This window comes from Caballeronia sp. LjRoot31, from assembly GCF_964253885.1.
GTDB lineage: Bacteria > Pseudomonadota > Gammaproteobacteria > Burkholderiales > Burkholderiaceae > Caballeronia.
In genome coordinates, this window is record NZ_CAXURX020000003.1 from 1,621,055 (window position 1) to 1,642,255 (window position 21,201).

A 21,201-nucleotide genomic window follows, 5' to 3' on the forward strand; every position below is an offset into this window, starting at 1 on the left:
TCCGCTGTTGGGGTAACGGAAGATCCCGATTGAGAGAGGCTCAGTTGATAGTGTCTATCAATGCCCGCGCAGCCTTAAGATCGCTGCTATCCCGGCCCTCCAGGAAGCGCTGGTACACAGGTACGATGAGCTCGCGCGCCTCCCGCGCTTGGCCTTGGCGCCGCTTGAGCGCAGCGAGGCTTGTCGCGCAACGTAGTTCCCACGAGAGGAACTGGTGACTCCGTGCTTGTGCAAGTGCATCGCTGAGCATCGCTTCAGCGGCCGATTCAGCAGACGGCCCTCGCGTTGCCAGCAGCAGTTCGGCGTTCACCCGCAGAAGTTCTGGCAGCGAACATTCGTCGCCGGTCTCCATTGCGCGTTCAACAGCTGGGTTGATCAGATCCACAGCTTGTGCGAGCTTGCCATGTTTGGCGAGCAATTGGGCCGTTGCTGACAGAAACGGCGTCAGGGAAACATAGAAGCGCTTCGAGCCGATGCCAACCATCGCCGGGTAGATCGTCTGACTATAAGCGGAAGTGGATCCTGCAAGCAGTTCGAGGAACCCCTGCCACATCTGCGCACGAGCTTTCCAGGTAGATATCCCGTGACGCTGTGTTTCGATCGTCATCGCCACGACCGCTTGCGCGAGAGTCGCCTCGTCTCCGGTCAGGACCGCGAGGGTGCAGACCGCTTCGCTCAGCGCGTAGCAGAGCGAGACGGGATGATCAAGCTCACGCGCATCGTCGAGCGATTGTTGCGCCGCAAGCCTGGCCTGGTCGATGCGCCCCATAAACCAGTGTGTATGCGCGAGCGAGGCGTGCGACAGCATTCTTTCGTCATAGAGGAAGCGTATGCGCTGTGCTCGGGGAAGTTGAGTGCGCGAGCTGGTTGCGCGCACGAGGTTGGCGAGCGCCTCGCCGAGCTCGCCCAGGAACAGATGCGACATGCCTGTCAACCGGTACGCGGCCAACCTGTCGCAGGTCCGCACGGATGACATTGCCACGGCGCTAAAGCGTTCTGAGAGCGGGTGCGCTTTCGCGTATTGTCCGTTAAGGTATAAGCACATCCAGCATCCCCACATGCCGAGCAACTGATACGGCACGTTGCCGGTGCGCGTGGCAATATCCAGTGCGGTGCTGAATGCCGTGCTCGTTTCCGGGCCTACGGCGTGGCACAGTAGACACATACCGCGTGCCGAATATAGCTTCATCTCCCGCTCACCAATCGGGGCACCGTTTTGAGCAAGCCATTCGAGAGCCCTGTCGACACGCGCAAGACATTCCTCCAGTAGAGCGAGGTGCATCGAAAGGGGGATGCTTGCGATTGTTAGGTCAGCCGCGATTTTCGGATCTCCTCCAGCCGAAAAGCCCCATTTGATTGCGGCTCGAAGGTCTGCAAGATGCGGTGCGTAGGCGGCGCTCCAGTCGATATCGATCTGTTCTGCTGCCTGCTCTTCGGCGCGCTGGAAAATTCCAAGAAGGTGGCGTGCGTGGCGGCTCGACCATTCGTTCAAGGTGCCGTCGGCGCGCAACTTGTCATGCGCGTAGGCGCGTGTCGTTTCGAGCAGCCTGTAACGAACACTTCCAGCGTCGGGCACGGTGGAGACAAGTGATTTGTTGACCAGTTCGATGAGCGCGCTAACGATTGAGCTAGCCGATATCTCGTCGCTGCTCGCCACCGCCTGAGCAGCTTCCATCGAGAATGGGCCCGCGAACAGGCTGAGCCGGTCTAGCACGGTGCGTTGAATCTCGGGCAGCAGGCTATAACTCCAGTCCAGGGTAGCCCTCAACGTCTGCTGTCTTGGTAGCGCGGTGCGGGCACCAAGCGTGAGGAGTTGAAAGCGATCGTCAAGACGGTCCGCAACGCCCCGCAGGCCCACCGTTGGCACACAGGCCGCGGCGAGTTCAATCGCTAGCGGAATTCCGTCAAGCTGGCGGCAGATGCGCACTTCCAGCGGCAAAGCAGATTCTCTGTCGCTACATAAGTGGATATCCGCGCCGGCGCGCTCCTCAAACAGCCGGACGGCGCCGAATTCACGTGCATCCGCGGCAGTGTCGTCAAGGGGGACTTCGAGCGATGGCACTCGATAGACGTACTCGCCGGGAATGCGTAGCGGCTCGCGGCTCGTCGCGAGAATCGTTGCGCGGGGAGCGATGTGGAGTAGCGTTTCGGCCATTTGCGCGGCGCTCTGGATCAGATGCTCACAATTGTCGAGCAAGAGCAGTAGATGTCGCGTATGGAGACTCGTTGCAAGCCTGTCGAGAGACGGCGTGCCGTCGCCGGGGGGAAAACCCAGGGCCACGGCAAGGGTTGTTGGCAGATAGTCTGCCGATGACGTTGCAGCGAGTTCCGCCAGGTACACACCGTCGGCGAAGTGCGGCATAAGTTGACGTGCGGTCTCAACCGCAAGGCGGGTTTTTCCAACGCCCCCCGAACCGACGAGCGTGATCAGTCGATGTCGCAGCGCCACTTCGCCAACTTCGCGCAAAGCCTTTTCTCGACCGATGATCGGCGAAATATTCGCTGGAAGCCGAACACCGGAGAGCGCCGGGGGCGGCGTTACTGCGACGGGCGCACCGGTTGCAGTTGGCCCTTTCGCGGCGAGTTCACCAATGAACTGGTAACCCCTTCCTGTGACTGTGTGTATCGCGGCACGGTCATCGCCCAGCACTCGCCGGAGCACCGAAATCTGCCCTTCAAGCGTGTTCTCTTCGACGATGCGGTCTCGCCAAACCAGCGTAATAATCTGATCTTTGCTCAAGACTGAGCCGCGGGCCTCGAGCAGAACAAGGAGAAGGTCGAATGTGCGGTCACCAATTTCGACCTTGACACCGTTGTGCAGCAATTCGCGCCGGCGAGGCACAACGACCGTGGTGCCGAACGAAAAATCGTCGAATTGCAGCGTTCGCGAATCCATCTCAGACCCTTTGTGGGAGTGAAGGGAAACAGTCGGAGAGTGGCGTTCAAGTATCGCACAGCCGATGAAACGATAAACGATGAATATGAACGGTGCAGCCGCGTTGTGAGGGAAACCTGCCGTATCTCAGGTCGGCACGGCGTGCAGCAACATGCGTTTTCTCGTGAATGCCGGAATCCGCGCCCGTAATCTCGCAGATTGTTATGGCATAACGAGCGGTGCATTCGTCTTATCCAGCCGCGCCATGCGGGCGCTCCCTGCACGATCAATTCGACGCGCGCAGAAGGTTTGACGCAGGCAGGATGCGGTTTCTGATCTGCGTGCGGTCGTGCCTTTCCGGCAACTCCAGCGTGTGCCGTACTACGGTCGAAAGTGGGGAACCGCTGCGGTAGCGGTGTCCTGTTGCAGCTCGAAGCCCTGAACACAAGTCGCTGGCGTTCTGGAGGCATTCAGTCCGCGAGGAATGCAAAGATGTCGGCGTTGACCTCATGCGGGAGGGTCGAGCACAGCCCGTGAGGCGCGCCGGGATAGATCTTGACGGTTGAGTTGCGTGTGAGCTGTGCAGCGAGCAGGGTGGAGTTGCCGATAGGCACGACTTGATCGTCGCTGCCGTGGATGAAAAGGGTCGGCACGTTGAACTTGTTCAGGTCATCGGTGAAGTCGGTTTCGGAGAAGGCCTTGATGCACTCATACTCGGCCTGGATCGAGCCCATCATGCCAGCCGCCCAGAAGGAATCGATAACGCCCTGCACCGGCCGCGCACCCGGGCGGTTATAGCCATAGAACGGCATGGCGAGATCCCTGAAGAGCTGCGTCCTCTGCGTCGCGGTCTTCTGCCGGAGATCGTTGAATACCTCAATTGGGAGACCACCGGGGTTGGTTGGCGTCTTCAGCATGAGAGGCGGCACTGCGCTGATGAGGATCACCTTGGACACCCGCTCGGTGCCGTGCCGGCCCACATAGCGCGTGACTTCGCCGCCTCCCGCCGAGTGGCCGATCAGTGTGGCCTCGCTGAGGTCCAGCGCGCCAATGAGCGTCGCGAGATCGTCTGCATACGTATCCATCTCGTGGCCGTTCCACGGTTGGCTTGAGCGGCCGTGTCCGCGACGATCATGCGCGATGACACGATAGCCTTTATGCAGCAGAAACAGCATTTGCGCATCCCAGGCGTCGGCGTCAAGCGGCCAGCAGTGAGAGAGCACGATCGGCGGCCCGTTGCCCCAGTCCTTGTAAAAGAGTTGGGTGCCGTCTTTCATTGTTAGATGACTCATGTTGCCCGATCGATGAGGAGCGCTTGGGAGCGTCGCAGAAAAGGTTGGGGTACTGGGTTTTGCGTGACGTTAAAACATCAGACAGTTTCCTCTGCCGCATTTGCCGTCTTGAGGTGGAGCGGCTTGGAAGCCGCATGGTCGGCTTGAACTGATGGCCGTTGCGTCTCGCTCTTTTCCGTATCGGATCGCAGAGCGTTTTCGCTGAAAATTTTCGTAACCCAGTCAATGAACGCCCGAACGGCAAATGATATATGGCGGCTCTGTGGATAGACGGCGAAAATTGGCACCGGAAAGGGCTTCGACCTGGGCAGAATCTCGATCAGTCCGCCAGATTGCAAATAGGGGTCTGCCGTAAAGCGCCCAAGCTGGATGATGCCGACGCCGTCGAGAGCGCTCTTCAAATGGGCCTCTGCGTCGTTGACTGCCAGATGTCCTTTCATCCGTACTTCAACCGGCTCGCCTCCGACGGAGAACGTCAGGCTCGCGATCTTGCCGGTACGGCTCGAAAAGCGATTTGTCGCAATGTGGTGGTCGAGCTTCTCGATTGTCGTCGGCGTGCCGTAGAGCTCAAGATATGCGGGACTTGCGACTGTTATCACCTGATATAGACCGACGCGTTTCGCAACGAGATCCGAATCTTTTAAGGTGCCAACACGGATGGCGCAGTCGACCCCTTCCTGGATCAGATCGACGTTCCTCTCGCCGAAACCGAGCATCAACTCGATGTCGGGATAGCACGCGTAAAACTCGCGGATTTTAGGCAAGACCATGACGTGCCCCAGGGCACCGGGTATATCGACGCGAAGCCGGCCGCTCGCTGCGAGGCTAATGTCTTTAAAGGATCCTTCGGTTTCTTCGACGTCGGCCAATATTCGGAGGCAACGCTGATAGTATCCGGCACCATGCGGCGTGAGGGCGACTCGACGAGTGGTGCGTTGCAGTAACCGAACGTTCAAATGGTTTTCGAGTCGCTGGATGGTCACGGAGACGGACGCGCGCGGTAGCTCCAGGGCATCGGCGGCACGCGTGAAGCTGTTCGTCTCCACGACTCTTGTGAAAACCTTCATGGCATGGAGTCGGTCCATTTTCCCTCTCCTCGGCTATTGCATTGGAATCCCGCTGCGCTGGGTACCAGGACGGCGCCGGTTGCTCAGGCTTGCCTCGCCGGAAGTCAGATCGAGCTGCCAATGTCAGACTACCTCTTCGCGGCGTTGCGGTCCTGTTCCAGACCTGATAGAAACTGAGGCGACCTGCGGTGGCTTTTGTAGGTTTGCGCTACAGACAAATGGTCCGGCGACACAAATTGCTCCACGTACGCCTGCCAGAGCCTCTGCAACGTAGCAATTCAGGACTCCCGAGTGGGCCGCCGGTACAGGCCTGGGCTATGGGGGCATACCATGGCGTCGCATCTTCGTGGTGCCGTGGATTTCCCCATCCGACAAGCTGTTCACACCTGGCGAACAGGCGGCCGCAATATCCAAGGCATCGGCCCGAAAGTTTCTTCCTATTTTCGCCGCTGGCTCAAGGATTGGCGTCACCAGAGATAATGCTCTCGTCAAATTTTCCTTTTGACGAGAGCGAAGCCGGGTGCTGATTCCGGCGCATGATCGAAGCCGGGTGCTTCGACCTGTGGGGATGGGAGCAGGAAGACGTACCGCCGGGCACGCATTAAGTGCCGGTTGGCTGCTGTGAAGGTTGGCTTCACGATTGGTTGGATGCCGTACAAGGACGGTGCTCCAATGCACAGGTCAAGCGGTCATGCCCCCGTCCACGCTGATATTCTGCCCGTGAATGAAGTGTCCGGCGGGCGATGCGAGCAGCAATGCGAGTCCCGCTACATCGGAGGGTTCGGCGATGCGTCGCATCGGCGTCATTGCGACGATAGCCGCCTCACGATTCGGATCTTCCCAGAGAACTCTTGAGAAGTCCGTTCGGACCGGGCCGGGGTTGATCGAGTTGACGTTGATATTGGACGGGCCGAGTTCGAGCGCGAGGTTACGGACGTATTGATCGATGGCGGCTTTCGCCATTGCGTAAAGGCCCAGGTTCAGCGAACCCCGTTTTGCTGCGCGGCTCGACATGAAGATCAACGAACCCTGCTTACGCTTGACCATTGGCGGCACGAGGGCATTCACGATGGCCAGATTCGCCTGTACGTTGTCCCGCACGACTTTGCCCAAGTCTTCGGGGTCCTGGGACAACAGCGCACCGTTTGGCGTGTTGGCGGCTGCATTGAGAACCAGTACATCAACGCGTCCGAATGCTGCCAGCGCTTGCACCGAAAACTCGGCCACGCTTTGAGTGTGGCAGACGTCAAGAGTTAATCCTCGTACTTCGATCCCCTCCGACTGCAATAACGCTGCAGCTTCTGCTGCTGCAGCCGAGGTACGTGCCGAAATTATCACCGAGGCACCGGCGGCACCGAGGGCCTGCGCAATCGCGAAACCCATGCCCTTGCTCGCGCCCGTGACTACCGCGACACGTCCCGAAAGATTGAACATTTCCATCACGGCGCTCCTGAAAGGTTAGGTGCGCGCCGGGGCAGAACGGAGCCGGCCCGAACCGCGCGGGACCGACACTAGCAGCGCACAACTTTCCTGGCTAATGCTTTATAGGCCTAAAGCCATACCTTCGAAGCATGGCGTCCGTTGCATGGAGATTGACTGATCTTAAGGATTGAAATCAGCCCCAACGCGTCCTTTTTGGCGTCTCGACACAGGCAATGCTACGCAGCAAAGACTGGCAGGCCTCATCAGAACGTATCAGGTCGCATCAGATCTGCCAAAGGACAACGCCTTTCCCGGCTTGTACATTGAAGTCGCTGCCCTCGAAGTGGCGACTTGGGCCCCTGTATCGCATCAGGCAGATCATTCATCCCAGTTTGGAATGACGGATATCCGGTTTTGAGTCTTCTCGAAGGTATAGCCAATGGATAAATTCCCGACCAACGGGCCGGTGCCCAGTCGCGACGTGGCCGCAGCCTTCAACCAGGAAATGGACATCACTTTGGTCAGGATTCACCCTTAGCGCCCGGGGTGAGAACCGGGCGTTGAACCGACGGTTTAAGGCGGCTTCGACCTCGACACAATGAGCACCCGAAGCCGGTTACTTGCGATCGTGAGATTAAAGCGAGGCGATCCACGCGAGGCTTTTCCAGCGATGGCTGATAACGAGGTAAGAGATCATGATCAGGGACGTATTCGTTGTCGATGCATCGGCCCACAGCTACAACCTCTCTGCGGAGAACCATGCCGCCGGTCGATATTCGAAGGCCGTCGTGGACGCCTTTTATGGCGCCCATCACGGACTGTCTCCATCTGGATATCGGATCCCGTATGAGCATTACACGCGAGACTGGACACTCGAGGAAACGGCAAACATGCTGTTTGTCGAAAGCGATTACGACTTCGCATGCCATCACGTGACCCCAATCAACGCATTCAAGGATGGTGGTTGCAGCATTGCGAAAGCTCGTGAAGCCCGTGAGAGGTGGCCGGGCCGCTTTCAGGTCTACGCTGGCGTAGACCCCGTATTTCCGGAGCAGGCGCTCGACTCGCTCGAGCAACAAGTTGAAGAGCTGAAACCGGTTGGGCTCAAGCTTTATCCGAACAGCTATAAGGCGGATGGTGTTATCGGATGGCACATGGATGACCCGGAAATCGCGTTCCCGGTTTTCCAGCGCGCCCTCGACCTTGGGCTTAAGGCCGTCGCCATCCATAAGGCCTTGCCTCTCGGGCCCGTCCCCATGGATCACTATCGGATGGACGACATAGATGCGGCCGCTGACGCATTTCCAGATTTGCAGTTTGAGGTCGTCCACGGTGGCTTCGCGTTCATCGAGGAGACGGCATTTCAACTTGCACGATTCCCGAACGTCTGGGTCAACCTTGAGACTACAGCAAACCTTGCGGTGGCAAAACCGGGCGCGTTCGAACGAGTCATTGCAGGCCTTATTACCCACGCCGGAGATGGGGCTCTCGAACGGATCATGTGGGCGTCGGGTGCCAGTGTTATTCACGGAGAACCGCCGCTACAGTGGTTTTGGGAGCGATTTAAGTTTTCAGACGAGATGCGGGAGCGGGAAGGTTTGCCGGAGATTACTGAGGAGATCAAGAGAAAGATTCTCGGGCTCAACTATCTGCGGATGCATGGGCTCGATGCAAAAGTCCTGGCCCGAAACATGGAGGGTGACGAGTTTTCCATCGCTCGGTCCAAGGGCAAAGCGAAACCGTATGAAACGACTCTTGCAAAGGGGCTCGCAGCATGACAGCCATTTCCCAAGAGGGCGTGATTTCTCGGCTGCATGGCGTCATTGACCCATGCAGCGCCGCCACCAGAGTCCCCTTGTCGATTGTTGAAATGGGGATGATCGAGCGTGTCGAAGTCCTGTCGGGGGTGGTGACGGTCGCACTTCGTATGACTTCGCCGCTGTGCCACGCGCTACCTTACTTCGAGATGGAGATCGAGCGCGTGCTTGGCGACGTTCCCGGTGTCGTGGGCGTCAAGTGCACGTTCGACCATGGCGGGAACTGGCAACCCGACAATATGACTTCCGTTGCTCAACGAAAGCTTGCGGAGCAACGGGAGTTGGTCCGGCGCAGGGCAGGGGAAAGGGATTCTGCGCGCTATCAGGTGCTCAATCCTGCAGGAATACTGAAGGTCGAGAAATCAGCTTGAGTTTCTGTCGCGACTCGGCTGATCGCATGGCCACGCAACGATGACTTTCATCAATATCGCTGCCACTGCCGCTATTGAATTAACCTGGAAACAAGCATGAGCTTGAAAGAGTTTTCCGGAGAGGCACTCCAGGTCGCATCAGCTTGTACCAAGGACCGACCCAAAGCGGCGCTGTACATTAAGTTCACGCCACTTGAGCAGGCTCCTGTAGCACGGGGCGTGTCTGTTCGGCGGAATGGGGTTACGAAGTATTCAGCACGCCTTCCCGGATCCAGATTTTCCGATGTTTCACACCGGACGCTATCACTCATCCCCGTTTGGAATGACTCATATCCGATTTCGGGCCTTCTCGACCTCCAGCGGAATGGCTAAAGTCCACCACAACGAATCGGCACCTCGTCGAACGTCCCAGTCCTCACTAGCTACCATAGGAAAGATCATGGCTCACTTGTTCACGCCGAAGAAGGTAGGCGCTTATACGCTCTCCCATCGGGTTGTTCTGGCGCCGATGACGCGCCTGCGTACGATTCAGCCTGGCGACATCCCGAGTCCGATGATGGCCGACTTCTACGGCCAGCGGGCTTCGGAGGGCGGCCTCGAAATCATCGAAGGTGTCAGCATCTCGATCGTTGCCCGGTCCTACCTGGGTGCGGCGAGCTTCTATCACGACGGACAGGTCGAAGGATGGAAAGCCATTGCCAATGCCGTTCACGCGAAAGGCGGCCGCGTTTTCATGCAGTTGATTCACGGCGGGCGTCAAAGCCACGTTGAAATGACGGGGGGCGTCGATCCAGTCGCACCGTCGGTGGTGCCATTCGAAGGTGTTGCGCTGACGAAGGATGGTTTCGTGCCGGCGTCGCCGCACCGTGCGCTCGACATCGAAGAGATCCCCGGCATCATCGAAGAGTTTCGTGTCGCTGCTCAACGAGCGCTCGACGCCGGTTTCGACGGCGTCGAACTGCACGGCGCCAATGGTTACCTCGTCGACCAGTTCATCCAGGACGGCACCAACAAGCGTACGGATGCCTACGGCGGCCCGATCGAAAACCGCGTGCGGTTCCTGCGTGAGGCCGTCGAGGCGCTGATTTCGGTGTGGGGCGCCGACCGGGTCGGCGTTCGGATTTCCCCGTCCGGTGAATGGGGTGGTATTTCCGACAGCAATCCCGAAGCCACATTCAGCTACGTGGCAAAGGTACTCAACGACTACAAGATCGCTTATCTGCACGTGATCGAACCCCGCATCAAGGGCGACGAGACGCTGCACGAAGGCCATGCGCCGGTCGCGGTGAAGTATCTGCGTCCGCATTTCACTGGTCCGATTATCGCCGCTGGCGGATTCGACGGCGCCAGCGCGGAAGCCATCGTTGCTTCCGGTGACGCAGACCTTGTGGCCTTCGGACGTCACTTCACCTCGAACCCCGACCTGCCTTACCGCGTCAAGCACAAGCTGCCGCTCACTCCCTATGTGCGCGCCGGGTTTTGGGGCGGCGATGAGAAGCACTATACGGATTTCCCCACTTACGAAGCTGCCGCGACGGCTTAAGTCAACGTCGTTTTCTTATTCACCCAGTTCAGGAGGCTTACATGTCACGTACTATCAAGTTCGCAAAAGCTGGTGGCCCGGAAGTCCTCGAGTTCATCGAGACGCAGGTGCCGGCTCCCGGCCCGAACGAGGTCCGCATTAACGTAAAGGCAATTGGTATCAACCGTGCCGAGTCGATGTGGCGCCTCGATGACTATATCGAGCCCGTCAAGTTTCCGGCGGGTCTGGGGTATGAGGCTGCGGGCGTGGTTGATGCGATCGGCGCGAACGTAACTGGCATCGCGGTGGGCGACGAGGTGGACGTGATCCCCTCGTTCTCCTTTAACCAGTACTTCACGTATGGCGAGGTCATTACCATGCCGGACTACGCCGTGGTGAAGCATCCGAAATCGCTGTCGTTTGCCGAAGCCGCGTCGGTCTGGATGATGTTCCTGACGGCCTACGGCGCGCTCATCGAGGACGCCAAGGTAGGCAAGGGTGACTTCGTCATCGTACCCGCCGCCTCCAGCAGCGTCGGGCTCGCCGCGATCCAGATCGCCAACTACGCCGGCGCGGCTTCCATCGCGCTGACACGAACGTCAGCCAAGCGCAAGCAGTTGCTTGAAGCCGGTGCTACGCATGTGATTGCCACCGACGAAGTCGATATGGTTGCTGAGGTCTTGCGCATCACCGACGGCAAAGGCGCTCGCGTCGCTTTCGATCCGGTTGGCGGCCCTAACTTCCCTAAACTGATTTCCGCGCTGGCCTTTCAGGGTACGGTCTACATCTACGGCGCGCTTGCCGAGGGCGACACACCCATTCCGGTACTGGCAATGATCGCCAAGATGCCAACCATCAAGGCGCACAATGTCTGGCTGACGACCGGTAACGAAACACGGCGCAAGGCTGGAGTGGAATTCATCCTCAAGGGCCTTGAGAGCGGCGCGCTCAAGCCAATAATCGATCGTAGCTTCAAGTTCGATGAGATGGTCGAGGTCCACCGGTATCTTGAGACCAACGGCCAGTTTGGCAAGATCGTAGTAACGGTTTAAGCGGCAACGCGGCGCCACGAGCCGGGGTATGAGGTGTTTCTCGCCCGCTCCCGGCGATGCATCTACTTCGCAACGGGCGCCGCGGTCTCGATATATTCCGACCGGAGTAAAAGCGCTCCGCGGCGCACGGGGCTTTAGTTCTTGTTTCCACTAATCGTCCACGTATTTTGTAGTACTGATCGGATATATCGTGCGTTGTCGCACGAGACTTGCCGGTCCTATTGAGAGTCACACGTCATGTCCACGAAATTGTCCGTTGATCGGCAGGGAAGGCAAACGGCGCAATCCCTATCGAACCGCTTGCCGTTAGCGGGGCTTCTTGCGCTCGCTATGACAGGGTTCATTGCGATTCTCACCGAAACGCTGCCGGCTGGCTTGCTTCCTGAAATAAGTCATGGGCTGGGCGTGCCGGAAAGTTGGACGGGGCAACTGGTGACCCTCTATGCGCTCGGGTCCGTCGCCGCCGCGATCCCGTTGACCGCGGCCACGCGCGGCTGGCCGCGCCGTCGAGTGCTGCTGTTGGCAATTGCGGGGTTTTTTGTTTTCAACACCGTAACAGCGCTTTCTGCATCGTATCCGGTGACACTGGCCGCCCGATTCATGGCAGGCGTTGCCGCCGGACTGACCTGGGGTTTGATTCCCGGATATGCCCGCCAGATGGTCGCTGCGCATCTTCAGGGCCGAGCGATGGCCGTCGCACTGGTCGGCACTCCCATCGCGCTTGCGCTTGGGGTGCCTGCAGGCACGTGGCTCGGTGACCTCGTCGGTTGGCGCGCTGCGTTTGGGTTCATGTCGGCGCTGACAGTCGTGCTCGTGATATGGGTGTTGTGGAAAGCACCGGATCTTTCCGGGCAGGCAAAGGACAAACAACGCGGCATTAAAGACGTCTTTCTCATGCCGGGCGTGCGGCCGGTCTTATTCGTGATTCTCGCCTGGATGCTCGCCCACAATATGCTCTATACCTACATCGCCCCATTTCTTGTGCCAGCCAACCTGACGAACCATGTTGACTTCGTGCTACTGGACTTTGGGGTGTCTGCATTGCTTGGTATCTGGCTCACCGGCGCCTTGATTGACAGGTGGCTCCGAGCTCTCGTTTTGCTTAGTCTCGGCGTCTTTGCGTTAGCGTCGGCGAGCCTCGGCGTAGATGGAACAGTGGCGGGTGTCATTTACCTTGCGGTCGCGCTGTGGGGCCTCACGTTCGGCGGTGCTGCAACGTTGTTGCAAACGGCGTCTGCCGACGCGGCGGGTGACGGGGCCGACACAGCTCAATCGATGATCGTGACCGTGTGGAACGGAGCGATCGCAGGCGGGGGGCTGATCGGCGGCATCCTCCTCGATACAGCCGGGGTCAGCGTGATGGCATGGGTGCTGCTCGCGTTGGCCCTGACGGGGCTGGTTGTGGCGTGGCGATCGTGCGCACACGCCTTTAAACCCGGTAGCCGCTTTTCCGTCTAGGTGCCAAGCCGCTGTACGGAGCAGAGAACATTTCGTCAGTCAGGAGTTAGATCATGCCGTTGGCTCTTCTCGCGCTAACCATAGGCGCATTCGCAATTGGTACTACTGAATTCGTGATCGTGGGCCTGATACCCACAATCGCTTCGAACCTGAACGTCAACCTGCCGTCCGCAGGGCTTCTGGTGAGCTTTTATGCGCTCGGCGTAGCGGTGGGTGCGCCAGTTCTCACGGCCCTTACAGGGCGAGTTCCGCGCAAGGTACTGCTGGTCGCATTGATGGCGCTTTTTACCGCCGCCAACCTTCTTGCATGGAGAGCGCCGGGGTATGGCACATTAATCGTGGCTCGCGTTTTGAGCGGGCTCGCCCACGGGGTGTTCTTCTCAGTAGGCTCGGTTATCGCGACTAGCCTCGTGCCCAAAGAGAAATCCGCGAGCGCAATCGCCACGATGTTCAGTGGGTTGACGGTGGCTTTTGTAACAGGTGTTCCTCTCGGCACGATTGTGGGTCAACACTTTGGCTGGCGCGCCACGTTTCTGGTCGTCGCCGCTTTCGGGCTCATTGCAATGACGGGTGCGCTCGTCTTCGTTCCGAAGAACATTGCCCACACGGTGCCTGCATCGATCCGCAGACAGGCTGAGCTTTTTGCGCAGCCGCGCTTGCTGCTTGTCTTTGCGATGACCGCAGTGGGCTATGGCGGCTCACTCATCGCCTTTACCTATGTCGCACCTATTCTCGAGCAGATATCGGGATTCACTCCAACAGTCGTTGGCGTGGTGTTACTCGTCTATGGCGTATCAGTAGCTGTCGGGAATTTTTGGGGAGGCAAGTTCGCTGATACGCATGGACCCATACCTGCCCTCAAAGTAATATTCGGTGTGCTCGCGGTCGTGCTGCTCCTTCTGCAGGTTACTGCTTCCAGCAAGGCGCTCGTTCTGCTTACCGTGCTCGCGTGGGGCGCCGTCGCATTCGGCAATGTCCCGGCGTTGCAGGTCTATGTCGTGAAGCAGGCGGAGCGGTTTGCGCCCCATTCCGTCGGGGTTGCGTCCGGTATGAATATCGCGGCGTTTAACCTCGGCGTAGCCGGAGGATCCTCGGCTGGAGGGCAAATCGTGACCCACCTTGGTCTCATGCACACGCCGTGGATCGCGGCACTTGTCGTCCTCGCCGCTTTGGCGCTCACGACCCTCAGCGGACGGCTGGACGGACGGACCCGGCGACCGGGCAAGGCGGCCGTGCGGACCGCGTCGACATGTGTCCTTTAGCCCCGAGATCCAGCCTTAGTCATTCGGTTCGGCGAGTGGGGTGGGGTGCCGATTGTAGGCGAGACCTGAATGACGCGAAATTCATACCGGTACCTAGAATAAGATTTAGAGACTGTTGCAGAATTAAGTTTGCATATTTTTTAGCCGGGTCCAGCAAGTTAAAGCGCACGCGAGCGTGAGGAAGGCTTCGTGTATGTGCGCATATTTCTCGTAGCGCATCTTCAGGCGGCGATAGGAGTGCAGCCAAGCGATCGTACGCTCGACAGGCCAACGTGTTTTGCCTAGACCACTGCCATGGGGTGAGCGCAGTTTCGCGAGTTCAGGAGTGATGCCGCGTTTGCGAAAGCGTCGCCGATGTGGCTCAGAGCTATAGCCTCGGTCGCCCTGAACAATTTTGGGCTTACGCAAGGGCCGTCCTGGCTTGCCTCGAATTGGCGGAATGGCTTCGACCAGTGGGTCAAGCTGAGTGACGTCATGGCGGTTTGCGCCCGTCAGGATGACGCCGAGCGGGATGCCTTGCGCATCGACGATGATATGGTGTTTGCTGCCGAGTTTGCGCCGGTCCGTGGGGTTTGGGCCTGTTTTTTTCCCGCGTACAACGCGCGAATGGAGGAGCTGTCGACCAGTACTCTGGCCATATCGAGTTGGCCCCGACGGCGCAGTTCCGCCAGCATCGTTTCGTGCATGCGTTGCCATACGCCCGCTTTATGCCACTGGTCCAGGCGCCTCCAGCAAGTGGAGCCCGACCCGCAGCCCATTTCCTGCGGCAGCAAATTCCACGCGAGGCCTGCGCGCAGCACGAACACGATGCCTGTGAGCACGGCGCGATCAGGTATTGGCTTGCGTCCTGCATACCGGCGATTGCGCGGCGCAGCTTTGGGCAGCAACGGTTCGATGAGTGCCCATAATTGGTCGTCTATAAGTTCCTTAGCCATGGCTTCCTGTCAGGGAAAACAAGACAGAAGTTAACACCAGAGCCAAAAAGTTAACAGCCCCTTTTTGTAATTTCGCAACAGTCTCTTAATGTTTTCGCACGAGAGCTATTCCTCCGAAGCTAATCAGCGAGACAAGCTTCCGCGAAAGACGCAAATTGCCTCGCCTTCGTACTGGCCAGGCGTCCGGTCGGGTAAACCGCCGACAGGCTTATCGTCGGCAGGATCCAATCGTCCATCACCGAGATCACGACGCCCGATTTCAACTCTGGCGTGAAGGCCCACTCGGACGCGATCGTGATGCCCATGCCCGCGATCACCGCAGCGCGTACACCCTCGGTCGCGGAGATTTTCACTCGGCCTTGTAGCTTTACCGACACCTCGGCCGTTTCCTTGCGGAACGTCCAGTCCTCGCCGCCACCGTCTCGTGTATAGATAACCGCCCGGTGTCCGAGGAGATCGGCCGGAGCCTTTGGGAATCCGTATCGCTCGAAGTATTCCGGCGTGCCGATGACACGGCGACGCGCCTCACCGATTCTGCGTGCGGTCATGTTGGAGTCCGCCAATTCCCCCATGCGCAACGCCAAGTCGATGCCTTCGTCGACGAGATCGATGTTTCGATCGTCCAGGACCATTTCAAGATCGAGGTTCGGGTGCTGCTCAAGAAACTCTGACAGCTGAGGCACGATATGCAGTCGCGCGAAGCAGACCGCAGCCGACACACGCAGCTTGCCGGACAGGCCCGAGGCCGCGCCGCGCGCGGCCAGCACGGCCTCGTCGGTCTCTTCGATTGCGCGCCGTGCGCGCTGGTAAAAGCTGGTGCCCGCCTCCGTTGGCGTGAGTGCCCGGGTCGATCGCAAGAGCAGCTTGACTCCTAGCCACTCTTCGAGCTGCGCAATCGCTTTCGATACAGCCGGTTGACCGAGGTCATAGTGGCGGGCAGCGGCAGAAAACGAGCCGGTGTCTACAACACGGATAAAGATCTCGATTGCTGCCAATCGGTCCATCTGGATTCTCCTCTGGAATAAGTGTTATCCGATTCTGCACCTTCTGCACGCATACGGAAATGGTTACATTTTGGTGAACGAGGGTATTGCTCGCCTTTAGAGGTTTTCATGCCAACACCGCGGATCCAGCAAGGCACTGCCATTTTCCCGGCTGATCGGGACGCCGAGTTGACTATTGCCGCCTCGGCGAAAGCGGCGTCGCGAGCATTGCGCGCCGGCGCGCGGGCGCCACTGTTCACTCTTTCCGACGCCAGCGGGCAGCCGGTTGCTCTTGAAGACCTGCTTCGCGCCGGCCCAGTCTTGCTGCAGTTTCAAAGGGGGGCGTGGTGTTCTTTTGGGGAAGAAAACGCGATCGAACTTGCGTCCGGATATCAGGAGGTTGTCGCGTTGGGTGCGAGCGTCGTTGCCATCGCACCGCCCTGCAAGATCGCCTCGCGCAATGCCGTCTTTCAGATGCCCGAATTGCGGGATGTCGACATGAAGGTTGCGCGCGCATATGGGCTCGCATTCGAACTACCGGCCAGCCTTAGGCCTCGATACGAGCAGTTGGGTTACACGCCCCCATCGGCAAGGAAGACTCGCGATTGGCTGGTTCCGCTGCCTGCCACCTATCTGCTCGATCGTGACGGTGTCGTCGTCCTTGCATTTATCGATTTGGACTACCGGAACCACTGCGGTTGTGGGTCGATCGTCACAGCGTTGAAAGCGCTACAGACCAGATATGCAGTGCGTCGTCGTAGCTTTGCGATCTCGCATTGACGTTGTCGCGCGCACCCTTTGTGTCGATCGTACCTGGATTGTTGGGCCTCCTCGAATATTGCAGTCTTGAAATGGCAAATTATCCGGAGGGCACAGGTGCATAGAATGGTTTCAAGGCGGCAGATAGCGCAAAGCTATACGCGCTCTACCTTTTAACAGTCGAAACTTACGGTGGATATCATGAAGACGAGCTCCCTTTTTAAAGTACTGGTTTTAGCCGCGGCGTCTGCCGCGTTGCCTGCATTTGCAAGTGGCTATGGCCCTGCGCCGTTTTATCATCCAGATTTGGGTGCGCCTGCGTCACAACGAGGCCAAAGCGCGCTTACGGTTGCTGCGGAACGCGGCGCCGCGCGCAGCAGTACGGACGATGTAGGTGGCGTAGCGAAAACGACCGTCGGATCCGGTGCAGCGAAGGGGCTGCGTGCACGTTCGTAGTCCATGTTTCGCACTAACCATACTGTCTCTCGTGTTGCAGTCTCATCATGCAACCCATGTTTATGGGCGACCAACACGCTTTGGCAGCGTCTATCGGTTAGCGTTTTACTTTGCGCACCTCGCACGTGAGGACGCAACGACGACGACTGATCCGGATCAACTCTTTGGGTAATCGGGCGGGTAGTGCAACGAGGCTCGCGTTAAAGATTGAACCGATCCTGCCTTGTTCGAAAAGTATCGTGACAAACGATTGACTACGGGTGAAGTGATGATTTCGGATACTGAAAACCGGAAGCTCTACCGGAACGTTCTGGGCAAGCGGATGGCATATGTTGATGAAGGTGAAGGTACGCCGATTCTCTTTCTCCATGGCAATCCGACCTCCTCGTATATCTGGAGGAATGTTATTCCACACGTTTCAACGCAAGCCCGTTGCATCGCACCCGATCTGATAGGTATGGGCGATTCGGAAAAGCTGGTCGACGCCGACCCGCGCAGGTATACGTTTTCGCAGCATCGCCGCTTTCTTGATGGATTTCTCGATGAACTCGGCATAGCGAACGATCTGATTATGGTGGGGCAGGATTGGGGTGGCGTGCTGGCAATGGATTGGGCCAGGAGACATCCAGGTGCAACGCGAGGAATTGCCTACATGGAAACGATCGTTCGTGAATTGCGGTGGGACGAAGTCGCTGTGTCCATCCGCGCTCCGCTCGAGCGCTTGCGTTCGTTCGAGGGAGAGGCACTTATCCTGCGCGACAACATGCTCGTGGAGAAGGTGCTTCCGGCGGCAATGTTGCGGTCACTTTCCGATCAGGAGATGGCGGTTTATCGTCGACCGTTCCTGACGGAAGGCGACGACCGCCTGCCAATTCTGACCTTTAACCGTGAGCTTCCCATTGACGGCAGGCCACAAGCAATAGCCAGCATCGTCGCTCAGTACGCAGACTGGATGAAGGAATCCTCTATCCCTAAGCTGTTTATCAACGCCGAGCCCGGGGCAATGCTCATCGGTCAAATGAGGGATTTCTGTAGGACGTGGAAAAATCAGGAAGAGGTCAAGGTGTATGGCGGACACTACCTGCAAGAGAATTCACCCGACGCGATAGGCGAAGCAATTGCATGCTGGATATCAAGAGTTGCGATCGCTTGACACTGATGGCATGCCGCCGCTCAGGCCGGACCGGCAAGCAATGGGTGCGCAGCACAAAGCTCAAGCGTCCAGTTGATGAACGCACGCATTGCCGGAGATTGATGCCGGTTTTGAGGGTAGACAAGCGAAGTTTCCATAGTTGCGGGTTTCCACTGCGGGAGCACCTCAACGAGTTCCCCAGTGCGCAAATAAGGCAGCGCCAGCATCCGGGCAATTTGAAATAGTCCAAATCCCTTGAGACCTACAGCAAGGTGAGCCTCAGCGTCGTTTACGGTGAATGCACCGGGTATCTTGACCTCAACCTCTTCACCTTCCACCACAAAGTGCAGTTCCATCGGGCGTGAGGTACGCGCCGAGATATATTTCACGGCGACGTGTTTATCCAGGTCCTCCAGACTGATCGGCACACCGAATCTTTTTAAATAGCCTGGAGTGGCAGCAGTCAGGAAGTGAAAGTCATTCAGGTGTCTTGCCACCATGTTCGAGTCGAGTAGCGCGCCAACGCGAATGGTGCAGTCGACCCCCTCCTCGATCATATCTACACGGCGATCGCTCAGGCCGATGGTGAGTTGAACATTCGGGTACTTGGCGTGAAAGTCGTCGAGCGCGGGTACAAGAATCATCTTCCCAATCGGGCCCGACGTGTCGACTCGCAATTTCCCCCGCGGGGTCATCGCGGTCGTGGAGAAGGACCCTTCAATCTCCTCAATTTCCGCGAGAACCTTGACGCATCGCTCGTAGTAGGCAGTTCCGTCGGCGGTGAGACTCAGGCGCCGGGTAGTCCGCTGGAGCAAGCGAACCTTCAGGTAGGATTCCAGATTTTGAATGATATTGGTGACCGAGGCGCGCGGCAGGTTCAGCGTGTCGGCAGCTTTCGTGAAGCTATTCGTATCGACGACACGTATGAAAACCTCCATTGCTTGCAGTCGATCCATTTACCCTCCGGTCTACGAACCTGGAAATCGCACGGGTGCGGTCACTGGTCCTTGATTATACGTGTTGGTCGCATTAGCAGCGGAGCGGCCAGAACGGCTTTGTCAACGCGACGCGACATAACCAACCAATTGGAGTGGGAGAGCATCGACGAGTGGCCGGTGTGGGAGAACTGCAGTTAGCTGCAGTTCTCTCAGAAAGGGTGGCGGAGCTTCGTTGCGGCGATAAACGCCCACTAAAATGACTCGCTCCGCGAAATGCAGACGTTGCGCGGCCAGTCGACTGGACCGCCTATTCCGGTCCCTATTGCGGTCCGGTAGCAGGTGTGACGGAATTGCCCCATCCGCCTCCCAATGCGCGAATTAGATGAACGGTGGACACCACCTGGGTACCGGACAATTGAACTTGTGCGAGTTGCGATTGTAAGACGGTTCGTTGTGAATCGATGACGTCCAGATAATTGACCGCGCCCTCGGCATACTGAGTTTGTGAGAGTTGTGCTGCGCGGGTCGAGGACCGGACTGCCTCTGACTGGGTTTGAGTCTGGGCCTTAAGGATGCGCAGGTCCGCGAGGCTATCCTCGACTTCCCGGAATGCCACTAGTACCTGCTGGCGATAAGTGGCCACGTCCTCTTCGTAGACCGCGCGCGCATTTGCCAGGTTACCTTTGCGGCGTCCTCCGTCAAAGATCGGAATCGCCAGCGCCGTGCCAGCTAGCGGCCCTAGCAGAAAAACGCGGGTCGACCAGTTGAAGAGGTCTCCGATCGTGGCAGATTCGAATCCTGCCGTACCCGTTAAAAGCAGAGAGGGAAAATACGCGGACTTAGCAACGCCGATTCGGGCGTTCGCCGCTTGCATCGCATATTCGGCGGCGGCGACATCCGGCCTGCGCTCAAGCAACGAAGACGGAAGTCCCGGCGGCACTTCGATCGTGACCGGCGTAAGTGGGCTAGGCTGCATTGAAAACGCGGACGGTGCTTTGCCCAGTAGTACGGCAAGGCTATGCTCGGACGCCACACGCAACCGCTCGACGGTCATTTCGTCGGAACGAGCCGTAGAAAGTTCAGATCGCGAGCGAGCCACGTCCAGTTCGCTGATATCGCCCTCCTGATACCGGAGTTGCACGAGGTCGAGCGTCTGCTCCCGAAGCCGGACTGTGTCCCGGTAAACGGAGATCTCGGCATCCAGCTCGCGCAGATTAAAGTAGTTTTGTGCGACGTCAGCTTGCAACGCGAGCCGTACCGAGCGCAACAGTGCTTCGCTTTGCGCCGTGTTCGCATTTGACGCCTGCACGGAATCCGATACCCGTCCAAACAGATCCACCTCGTAGGACGCCGTCGCCTGCGCGCGCCAGAGGGTTTGACGGGGGACTTCCTGGTCGTCCGGGAAGAAGAGAGAAGCCGGGGACTGCCGCTCTAGAGTCGGTCCGAAGCCTGCGCCAACGGTCGGAAAGCGCTGTGAGCGCACCGTCTGATTGAGCGCGCGCGCTTGTTCCACCCGCGCCGAAGCGCCCTTAAGATCCTGATTCGCGTCGCCCGCCTGCTGCTCGAGATCGTCGAGCGCCGGATCGTTGAAGATTTTCCACCATTCACCCCGCGGCGCTTCCTCGGCCGGCTGCGCGACTTTCCATGAGCCGGTTTCGGCGGGCATCATCTCCGCCCCCCGCGTGCCATTATCAGTGGGCGACGCAGCGGTTGCTTCTTTGAAGGCCGTTGGCACGTTCAGATCGGGGCGCTGGTAGGTCGGCGCCAGCGAGCAGCCGGCGGCTACAGTCAAAATAGGCAGGGCCGCCAGCAATCGCCTGGTGGCTTCCAGCCGGACAGCAAGAAGTCGACGCATGGAAA

Annotated in this window: 16 protein-coding genes; 8 read left to right on the top strand and 8 right to left on the bottom strand. The window is 58.5% G+C overall.

Translation table 11 applies throughout. The features are described from left to right. Window positions 1–40: 40 nt before the first annotated feature. The 4 genes from ACSQ8V_RS35945 to ACSQ8V_RS35960 form a co-directional block, all read right to left on the bottom strand. Window positions 41–2,824, bottom strand: coding sequence for an ATP-binding protein (locus ACSQ8V_RS35945; RefSeq protein ID WP_436208994.1), 2,784 nt, complete (start codon window positions 2,822–2,824; stop codon window positions 41–43). Between the two features lie 521 nt (window positions 2,825–3,345). Next, entirely contained in the window at window positions 3,346–4,167 is an 822-nt protein-coding gene (locus ACSQ8V_RS35950) for an alpha/beta fold hydrolase (protein ID WP_436208995.1), read from the bottom strand. 77 nt (window positions 4,168–4,244) lie between these two features. Beyond that, entirely contained in the window at window positions 4,245–5,252 is a 1,008-nt protein-coding gene (locus ACSQ8V_RS35955) for a LysR family transcriptional regulator (RefSeq protein ID WP_436208996.1), read from the bottom strand. A 663-nt stretch (window positions 5,253–5,915) separates the two neighbouring features. Next, entirely contained in the window at window positions 5,916–6,674 is a 759-nt protein-coding gene (locus ACSQ8V_RS35960; RefSeq protein WP_436208997.1) for an SDR family NAD(P)-dependent oxidoreductase, read from the bottom strand. Window positions 6,675–7,351: 677 nt separating this feature from the next. Here ACSQ8V_RS35960 and ACSQ8V_RS35965 point away from each other — a divergent pair. The 6 genes from ACSQ8V_RS35965 to ACSQ8V_RS35990 all read left to right on the top strand — a co-directional run bounded on the left by ACSQ8V_RS35965 (window position 7,352) and on the right by ACSQ8V_RS35990 (window position 14,138). Next, window positions 7,352–8,434: an amidohydrolase family protein gene (locus ACSQ8V_RS35965; protein WP_436208998.1), complete on the top strand. Its 1,083-nt coding sequence runs from the start codon at window positions 7,352–7,354 to the stop codon at window positions 8,432–8,434. After that, on the top strand, window positions 8,431–8,844 hold the full coding sequence (locus ACSQ8V_RS35970; RefSeq protein ID WP_436208999.1) for a metal-sulfur cluster assembly factor: 414 nt from the start codon (window positions 8,431–8,433) through the stop codon (window positions 8,842–8,844). Before ACSQ8V_RS35965 ends, ACSQ8V_RS35970 begins: the two co-directional genes overlap by 4 nt. A gap of 439 nt (window positions 8,845–9,283) precedes the next feature. Next, entirely contained in the window at window positions 9,284–10,387 is a 1,104-nt protein-coding gene (locus ACSQ8V_RS35975) for an alkene reductase (RefSeq protein ID WP_436209000.1), read from the top strand. 41 nt (window positions 10,388–10,428) lie between these two features. Continuing rightward, the gene (locus ACSQ8V_RS35980; protein ID WP_213767803.1) at window positions 10,429–11,418 is read left to right on the top strand and encodes a zinc-dependent alcohol dehydrogenase family protein; all 990 of its coding nucleotides are present in this window, start codon (window positions 10,429–10,431) and stop codon (window positions 11,416–11,418) included. A gap of 237 nt (window positions 11,419–11,655) precedes the next feature. Beyond that, window positions 11,656–12,876 (top strand): MFS transporter, encoded by a 1,221-nt coding sequence (locus ACSQ8V_RS35985; protein WP_436209001.1) that lies wholly within the window; start codon window positions 11,656–11,658, stop codon window positions 12,874–12,876. Between the two features lie 53 nt (window positions 12,877–12,929). Further along, entirely contained in the window at window positions 12,930–14,138 is a 1,209-nt protein-coding gene (locus ACSQ8V_RS35990) for an MFS transporter (protein ID WP_436209002.1), read from the top strand. A 123-nt stretch (window positions 14,139–14,261) separates the two neighbouring features. Here the strand turns inward: ACSQ8V_RS35990 and ACSQ8V_RS35995 are convergent. After that, window positions 14,262–15,073, bottom strand: a protein-coding gene (locus tag ACSQ8V_RS35995; RefSeq protein WP_436180705.1) for an IS5 family transposase whose coding sequence is annotated in 2 segments (ribosomal slippage) — window positions 14,262–14,725 and window positions 14,725–15,073 — 813 coding nt in all. Because the reading frame shifts where the segments join, the coding sequence is not laid out codon by codon here. 119 nt (window positions 15,074–15,192) lie between these two features. After that, window positions 15,193–16,077 (bottom strand): LysR family transcriptional regulator, encoded by an 885-nt coding sequence (locus tag ACSQ8V_RS36000; protein WP_436209003.1) that lies wholly within the window; start codon window positions 16,075–16,077, stop codon window positions 15,193–15,195. Window positions 16,078–16,185: 108 nt separating this feature from the next. Between ACSQ8V_RS36000 and ACSQ8V_RS36005 the strand changes: the two genes are divergently transcribed. Next, window positions 16,186–16,836, top strand: coding sequence for a peroxiredoxin-like family protein (locus ACSQ8V_RS36005; protein WP_436209004.1), 651 nt, complete (start codon window positions 16,186–16,188; stop codon window positions 16,834–16,836). 658 nt (window positions 16,837–17,494) lie between these two features. After that, the gene (locus ACSQ8V_RS36010; RefSeq protein ID WP_436209005.1) at window positions 17,495–18,424 is read left to right on the top strand and encodes a haloalkane dehalogenase; all 930 of its coding nucleotides are present in this window, start codon (window positions 17,495–17,497) and stop codon (window positions 18,422–18,424) included. A gap of 20 nt (window positions 18,425–18,444) precedes the next feature. On the opposite strand, the gene ACSQ8V_RS36015 is transcribed toward ACSQ8V_RS36010, so the two are convergent. Together ACSQ8V_RS36015 and ACSQ8V_RS36020 are read right to left on the bottom strand one after the other, a co-directional pair. Then, window positions 18,445–19,359: a LysR family transcriptional regulator gene (locus ACSQ8V_RS36015; protein ID WP_436209006.1), complete on the bottom strand. Its 915-nt coding sequence runs from the start codon at window positions 19,357–19,359 to the stop codon at window positions 18,445–18,447. A 301-nt stretch (window positions 19,360–19,660) separates the two neighbouring features. Then, window positions 19,661–21,196 carry an efflux transporter outer membrane subunit gene (locus ACSQ8V_RS36020; protein ID WP_436209007.1) on the bottom strand — a complete coding sequence of 512 codons (1,536 nt, stop codon included), beginning with the start codon at window positions 21,194–21,196 and terminating at the stop codon, window positions 19,661–19,663. Window positions 21,197–21,201: the final 5 nt, after the last annotated feature.